We start from the raw sequence: 6195 nt of genomic DNA on the forward strand, positions 1-6195 counted from the left end.
GGGTCGGGGGCGGTGGGTGTTCTTGGGGGCGCTCCCGCCGCGGGGGGGGGGGGGGGGGGGGGGGGGGGGGGGGGGGGGGCCCGGGCGCCCCCCCGTCCACATGGGAGCGACGATGGAATGCGTGTTTTGCCGTGAAGACGGCGGCGAGGTGCTCTGGCAGGACGACGTGCTGCGCGTCGTGCTGGCCACGGGCGAGCACGACTACCCGGGCTTCTGCCGGGTGATCTGGCGCGCGCACGTGGCCGAGTTCTCGGATCTCGGCGAACCCGAGCGGGCACATTTGATGCGCGTGGTCTATGCGGTGGAGCGCGCCGTGCGGCGCATGATGCAGCCGAACAAGGTGAATCTCGCGAGCCTCGGCAACATGGTGCCGCACGTGCACTGGCACGTGATCCCGCGCTTCTCGAACGACGCCCATTTCCCGCAGCCCGTGTGGGCGCCGCGCCAGCGCAGCGTGTCCGAGGCGCTGTTGCGCTCGCGCGCGGCGCAGGCCTCGCTGCTGCACAATGCGGTGCGCGAGGAAATTCAACGCATGACCGATTCGAGGCAGCCATGAGCGGTTTGACTTCCACGACGCCGATTCCGTCCGGCGTCGTCGTGCACGCGGTGTCGCGCGTGCTCGAATTGCAGTACCCGAACGGCGAGAATTACCGGATTCCGTTCGAGCTGATGCGCGTGTATTCGCCGTCGGCCGAGGTGCGCGGCCACGGGCCCGGCCAGGAGACGCTGCAGACGGGCAAGCGCGAGGTCACCATCACCGCGCTCGAGGGCGTCGGCAACTACGCGCTGCAGCCGACGTTCTCCGACGGCCATTCGACCGGCATCTACTCGTGGGATCTGCTGTACGAACTGGCGACGCAGCAGGACGCGCTGTGGCGCGACTATTTCGACAAACTGAAGGCGGCAGGCGTCGAGCGCGACGCGCCGATGCAGGCGGCGACCGCGCCGCACGGCCACTGCCACTGAAATCGACGGCGCCCGCTCGGCGCCGTCTTGCCATTTACTGAGGATCAACGCGATGAGCAAAACCCACTTCGGCTTCGAAAGCGTCGAGGAAAACGAAAAAGCGAAGAAAGTGGCGGGCGTGTTTCATTCGGTCGCGAGCAACTACGATCTGATGAACGACCTGATGTCGGCCGGCATGCACCGCGCATGGAAGGCGTTCACGATCGCGCAGGCGAACGTGCGCCCGGGCTTCAAGGTGCTCGACATCGCGGCCGGCACCGGCGACCTGACCAAGGCGTTCGCGAAGGCAGCCGGCCCGACGGGCGAAGTCTGGCACACCGACATCAACGAATCGATGCTGCGCGTCGGCCGCGACCGGCTGCTCGACAAGGGGATCGTCACCCCGTCGCTGCTGTGCGACGCGGAGAAAACGCCGTTCCCGGACAATTACTTCGACGTGGTCACGGTCGCGTTCGGGCTGCGCAACATGACGCACAAGGATGCCGCGCTCGCCGAGATGCGCCGCGTGACGAAGCCCGGCGGCCGCGTGATGGTGCTGGAATTCTCGAAAGTCTGGGATCCGCTGAAAAAAGCCTACGATTTGTATTCTTTCAAAGTATTACCGTGGCTTGGCGACAAGTTCGCGAAAGATGCCGAAAGTTATCGGTATCTTGCTGAATCTATCCGGATGCACCCGGATCAGGACACCCTGAAGACGATGATGGAACAAGCGGGGCTCGATGCCGTCAAATATTACAATTTGTCAGGTGGCGTGGTAGCTTTACACCTAGGGACCAAGTACTAAGGGGTTCTTTGCCTACATTCGTCTTACGTTCGGAGAAGCTGATGTCTGAATCGCGTTCGTTGTTCAACCGTAGCAAGCCGTCGAAGCCGTGGGCTCGACGGGTCGGCACGCTGCTGATGGTCGGCCTGCTCACGGCCGGCACGTTCGCATCGCTCGACGCCGAAGCCCGGCGCATGGGCGGCGGGCGCAGCATCGGCCGCCAGAATTCCACCGTCACGCAGCGCCAGGCCACGCCGCCCGCGCAGCCGCCGATGCAGCAGGCCGCGCCGTCGCAGGCGCAGCGCGCGAACCCGGCCGCTCCGGCGCCGGCCGCACAGCCGAACCGCTCGCGCTGGCTCGGGCCGATCGCCGGTCTCGCGGCCGGCCTCGGCATCGCGGCGCTGCTGTCGCACTTCGGTCTTGGCGGCGCATTCGCGAGCATGATGGCGAACGTCATCGTGATCGCGTTGCTCGCGATGATCGGCATCTGGCTGATCCGCAAGTTCATGAACCGCCGTCGCCCGCAGGAGCCGGCGTATTCGGTCGGCGGCGGGGCGTCGTCGTCGGGCGGCTACTCGCAAGGCCCGACGTTCCAGCAGGGCAGCACCGGCAGCAACTATGCGGGCAGCGGCAGCAGCTACGCGAATGAAGCGCAGGGCGTGTTCGGCGGCGGCGCGCCGGCCGCCGCAGCGGCGGGCGCGACGGCAGCCGCACCGCTGCAGGTGCCGGCCGGCTTCGACACCGAAGCGTTCCTGCGCAGCGCGAAGGTCTATTTCGTGCGCCTGCAGGCGGCGTGGGACCAGGGCAACCTGGCCGACATCCGCGAGTTCACGACGCCCGAAATGTTCGCCGAGATCAAGATCGACCTCGATTCGCGCGGCAACGAGGCGAACCAGACCGACGTCGTGCAGCTCGACGCGGAACTGGTCGCAATCGAGGATCGCGGCATCGAGCAGGCGGCGAGCGTGCGCTTCCACGGCCTGATCCGCGAGTCGGCGAATGCGTCGGCCGCGCCGTTCGACGAGGTGTGGAACCTGTCGAAGTCGGGCAGTCAGGGCTGGTTGCTCGCGGGTATCCAGCAGATCAACACGCACTGAACGTGGCTGGCGGCCGCGCCCGCCGGCTTGCCGGGCGACGGCCGCCGCGCTGCGACCGGTTGCCGCCCGGATGTGCGGTCGGCCGCGGTCTGCCGGCGATCCGACGTTACAATAGAAACCCGCGCGGGCGCCCGGCCCGCGCGGGTTTTTTCTTTCCCAGCCCGATGACCTTTGCCGCCAAGCCTTTTGCTGCTGCTGTCAATCACCTGCTCGCACGCGAATCGTGGGCGCGCGACCGCCTGATCCCCTACGCGGGCAAGACTGCCCGGCTCGACGTGCCGCCCGTCACGCTCACGCTGCTCGTGCAGCCCGACGGCTACCTGTCCGCGGTCGAAGCGCACGATGCGCAACACGTCGACGTGTCGATCGCGCTCGCGGGCGACACGGTCGCCGCATTCCTGCAGGGCGGCCAGGCGGCCGTGATGAAGCACGTGAAGATCGAAGGCGACGCGGAGTTTGCGACACAGATCGCGAAACTGGCCGAGCATCTGCGCTGGGAACCCGAAGAAGATCTCGCGAAGCTGGTCGGCGACGCGGCGGCGTACCGGATCGCGACGGTCCTGCGCGACGCCGGCGCGCGCGCACGCCGCACCGGCCGCAACGTGCTCGATTCCGTCGCCGAATACTGGCTCGACGAAAACCCGCAGGTCGTCCGGCGCACGGCGCTCGGCGGCTTCGATGCCGAGCTGGCTCGCGCGCGCGATGCGCTCGCGCGGGTCGAAAAACGGGTCGAGCGACTCGAACAAAAAATCGGCGCGCGCACGGGTTCCGGCCCGCGCGGCGCGCACTGAGGGCCGCAGGGCATGCGCATTTTCCGTTTCATCAAGATTGTCTACACCGTCATCCGCTTCGGCCTCGACGAGGTGATGCTGTCCCGGATCGACGACCGGCGTGTGAAGCTGCTGCTGCGCATCACGACGATCGGCCGCCGTTATTCGTCGCCGCCCGCGGTGCGTCTGCGCCACGCGCTCGAAAGCCTCGGCCCGATCTTCGTGAAGTTCGGCCAGGTGCTGTCGACGCGCCGCGACCTGCTGTCCGTCGATTTCGCGAACGAACTCGCGAAGCTGCAGGACCAGGTGCCGCCGTTCGATTCGGCGGTCGCGATCGCGATCATCGAGAAGTCGCTCGGCGCGCCGGTCGACGAGCTGTTCGACGAATTCGAACGCGAGCCGGTCGCGAGCGCGTCGATCGCGCAGGTGCATTTCGCGAAGCTCAAGAGCGGCCCGCACGCGGGGAAGGCGGTGGCGGTCAAGGTGCTGCGCCCGAACATGCTGCCGGTGATCGATTCCGACCTCGCGCTGATGCGCGACATCGCGACGTGGACCGAGCGGATGTGGGCCGACGGCCGGCGGCTGAAGCCGCGCGAGGTCGTCGCCGAATTCGACAAGTACCTGCACGACGAGCTCGACCTGATGCGCGAGGCCGCGAACGGCAGCCAGCTGCGCCGCAACTTCGCGGGCCTCGACCTGCTGCTCGTGCCGGAGATGTTCTGGGATTTCTCGACGTCGCAGGTGCTCGTGATGGAGCGCATGACGGGCGTGCCGATCAGCCAGGTCGAGACGCTGCGCACGGCGGGCGTCGACATCAAGAAGCTGGCACGCGAAGGCGTCGAGATCTTCTTCACGCAGGTGTTCCGCGACGGCTTCTTCCATGCGGACATGCACCCGGGCAACATCCAGGTGAGCCTCGATCCCAACACCTTCGGCCGCTACATCGCGCTCGATTTCGGGATCGTCGGCGCGCTGTCCGATTTCGACAAGAACTACCTTGCGCAGAACTTCCTCGCGTTCTTCAAGCGTGATTACCACCGCGTCGCGACGCTGCACCTCGAATCGGGCTGGGTGCCGCCCGAGACGCGCGTCGAGGAACTCGAAAGCGCGATCCGCGCGGTGTGCGAGCCGTATTTCGACCGCGCGCTGAAGGACATCTCGCTCGGCCAGGTGCTGATGCGGCTGTTCTCGACGTCGCGTCGCTTCAACGTCGAGATCCAGCCGCAGCTGGTGCTGCTGCAGAAGACGATGCTGAACGTCGAAGGGCTCGGCCGCTCGCTCGACCCCGAACTCGACCTGTGGAAGACCGCGAAGCCGTATCTCGAGCGCTGGATGACCGAGCAGATCGGCCTGCGCGGCTGGTACGAGCGTTTCAAGGTCGAAGCGCCGCAATGGAGCAAGACGCTGCCGCAACTGCCGCGCCTGATCCATCACGCGATGGCGGCGCGCCACGATGCACCGCGTGCGGCGAGCGAGGACCTGATGCGTCAGATCCTCATCGAGCAGAAGCGCACGAACCGGTTGATGCAGGCGCTGCTGATCTTCGGCCTGGCCGTCGGCGTTGGCGCGTTCGTCGCGCGCGTGCTGCTCGTGCTCGCGTACGGCGGATGACCGCAAGGAGCAGCGCGATGTCCGAACCGAAACCACCTTCAGCGCCGGGCGCGGCCGATTTCTCGACGCGCGACCCGGGCAGCGCATCGTTCTGGGACGAGCGTTTCGCGCGCGGCGTGACGCCGTGGGAGTTCGGCGGCGTGCCGGACGGATTTCGCGCGTTCGCGCAGCGGCGCGAGCCGTGCGCGGTGCTGATTCCGGGCTGCGGCAGCGCGCAGGAGGCGGGCTGGCTCGCGCGGGCCGGCTGGCCCGTGCGCGCGATCGATTTCGCCGCGCAGGCGGTGGCGGCCGCGAAGGCGCAGCTCGGCGCGCATGCGGACGTCGTCGAGCAGGCCGATTTCTTCGTGTACCGGCCGCCGTTCGACGTGCAGTGGGTGTACGAGCGCGCGTTCCTGTGCGCGCTGCCGCCGAGCCTGCGCGCCGACTATGCGGCGCGCATGGCCGAACTGCTGCCCGCGGGCGGATTGCTGGCCGGCTATTTCTTCGTGACGGCGAAACCGAAGGGGCCGCCGTTCGGAATCGAGCGGGCCGAACTCGATGCGCTGCTCACGCCGCACTTCGAACCGATCGAGGATCTGCCCGTGACCGATTCGCTGGCCGTGTTCGAAGGACACGAGCGCTGGCTCACGTGGCGCCGTCGCTGATCCCCGCGCGTCGCGGCCGTTGCCGGAGCGCGCTGGCGTTTCGGATATAATTCAAGGTTTTGCAAGCCGTTTCCAGTTTCTGCGGGAAAAATATCATGCCGATCTACGCCTATCGATGCGAAGCGTGCGGTTTCGCGAAGGATGTGCTCCAGAAGATGAGCGACGCGCCGCTGTCGCAGTGCCCGGAATGCGGGAAGGATGCTTTTCGCAAGCAGGTCACCGCCGCCGGCTTCCAGCTGAAGGGTTCCGGCTGGTATGTCACCGATTTCCGAGGCGGCTCGGGCGGCACCAGCGCGCCGGCGACGGCGTCGGGCGACGGCGCTGCGGCGCCGGCCGACGCAGCG

Annotated in this window: 8 protein-coding genes; all 8 read left to right on the forward strand. The window is 67.4% G+C overall.

All coding sequences use genetic code 11. The annotated features are described in order from the left end of the window. The first annotated feature begins 112 nt into the window (after positions 1-112). Positions 113-556, forward strand: a complete 444-nt coding sequence (locus O1Q03_RS32290) for an HIT family protein (RefSeq protein WP_269508635.1) — start codon at positions 113-115, stop codon at positions 554-556. After that, positions 553-966: a DUF971 domain-containing protein gene (locus O1Q03_RS32295; protein ID WP_269508637.1), complete on the forward strand. Its 414-nt coding sequence runs from the start codon at positions 553-555 to the stop codon at positions 964-966. Before O1Q03_RS32290 ends, O1Q03_RS32295 begins: the two co-directional genes overlap by 4 nt. Before the next feature lie 52 nt (positions 967-1018). Continuing rightward, on the forward strand, positions 1019-1750 hold the full coding sequence (gene ubiE, locus O1Q03_RS32300; RefSeq protein ID WP_096507086.1) for a bifunctional demethylmenaquinone methyltransferase/2-methoxy-6-polyprenyl-1,4-benzoquinol methylase UbiE: 732 nt from the start codon (positions 1019-1021) through the stop codon (positions 1748-1750). Positions 1751-1791: 41 nt separating this feature from the next. Beyond that, entirely contained in the window at positions 1792-2826 is a 1035-nt protein-coding gene (locus tag O1Q03_RS32305) for a Tim44 domain-containing protein (protein ID WP_269508639.1), read from the forward strand. Positions 2827-2990: 164 nt separating this feature from the next. Beyond that, complete coding sequence (locus O1Q03_RS32310) at positions 2991-3617, forward strand: ubiquinone biosynthesis accessory factor UbiJ (RefSeq protein WP_269508653.1); 627 nt, start codon at positions 2991-2993, stop codon at positions 3615-3617. Positions 3618-3629: 12 nt separating this feature from the next. Continuing rightward, positions 3630-5207 (forward strand): ubiquinone biosynthesis regulatory protein kinase UbiB, encoded by a 1578-nt coding sequence (gene ubiB, locus O1Q03_RS32315; protein ID WP_269508642.1) that lies wholly within the window; start codon positions 3630-3632, stop codon positions 5205-5207. 17 nt (positions 5208-5224) lie between these two features. Then, on the forward strand, positions 5225-5851 hold the full coding sequence (locus O1Q03_RS32320) for an SAM-dependent methyltransferase (RefSeq protein ID WP_269508644.1): 627 nt from the start codon (positions 5225-5227) through the stop codon (positions 5849-5851). Between the two features lie 95 nt (positions 5852-5946). Next, positions 5947-6195, forward strand: a 249-nt coding sequence (locus O1Q03_RS32325) for an FmdB family zinc ribbon protein (RefSeq protein ID WP_269508647.1), incomplete at its 3' end; no start/stop codon positions are given.

This window comes from Burkholderia sp. IMCC1007 (assembly GCF_027257875.1).
GTDB lineage: Bacteria > Pseudomonadota > Gammaproteobacteria > Burkholderiales > Burkholderiaceae > Burkholderia.

What these genes read in the sequence shown, in the direction of transcription:
- O1Q03_RS32290 (WP_269508635.1), top strand. Translation starts at nt 113, where the DNA reads ATGGAATGCGTGTTTTGCCGTGAAGACGGCGGCGAGGTGCTCTGGCAG.
- O1Q03_RS32295 (WP_269508637.1), top strand. Translation starts at nt 553, where the DNA reads ATGAGCGGTTTGACTTCCACGACGCCGATTCCGTCCGGCGTCGTCGTG.
- ubiE (WP_096507086.1), top strand. Translation starts at nt 1,019, where the DNA reads ATGAGCAAAACCCACTTCGGCTTCGAAAGCGTCGAGGAAAACGAAAAA.
- O1Q03_RS32305 (WP_269508639.1), top strand. Translation starts at nt 1,792, where the DNA reads ATGTCTGAATCGCGTTCGTTGTTCAACCGTAGCAAGCCGTCGAAGCCG.
- O1Q03_RS32310 (WP_269508653.1), top strand. Translation starts at nt 2,991, where the DNA reads ATGACCTTTGCCGCCAAGCCTTTTGCTGCTGCTGTCAATCACCTGCTC.
- ubiB (WP_269508642.1), top strand. Translation starts at nt 3,630, where the DNA reads ATGCGCATTTTCCGTTTCATCAAGATTGTCTACACCGTCATCCGCTTC.
- O1Q03_RS32320 (WP_269508644.1), top strand. Translation starts at nt 5,225, where the DNA reads ATGTCCGAACCGAAACCACCTTCAGCGCCGGGCGCGGCCGATTTCTCG.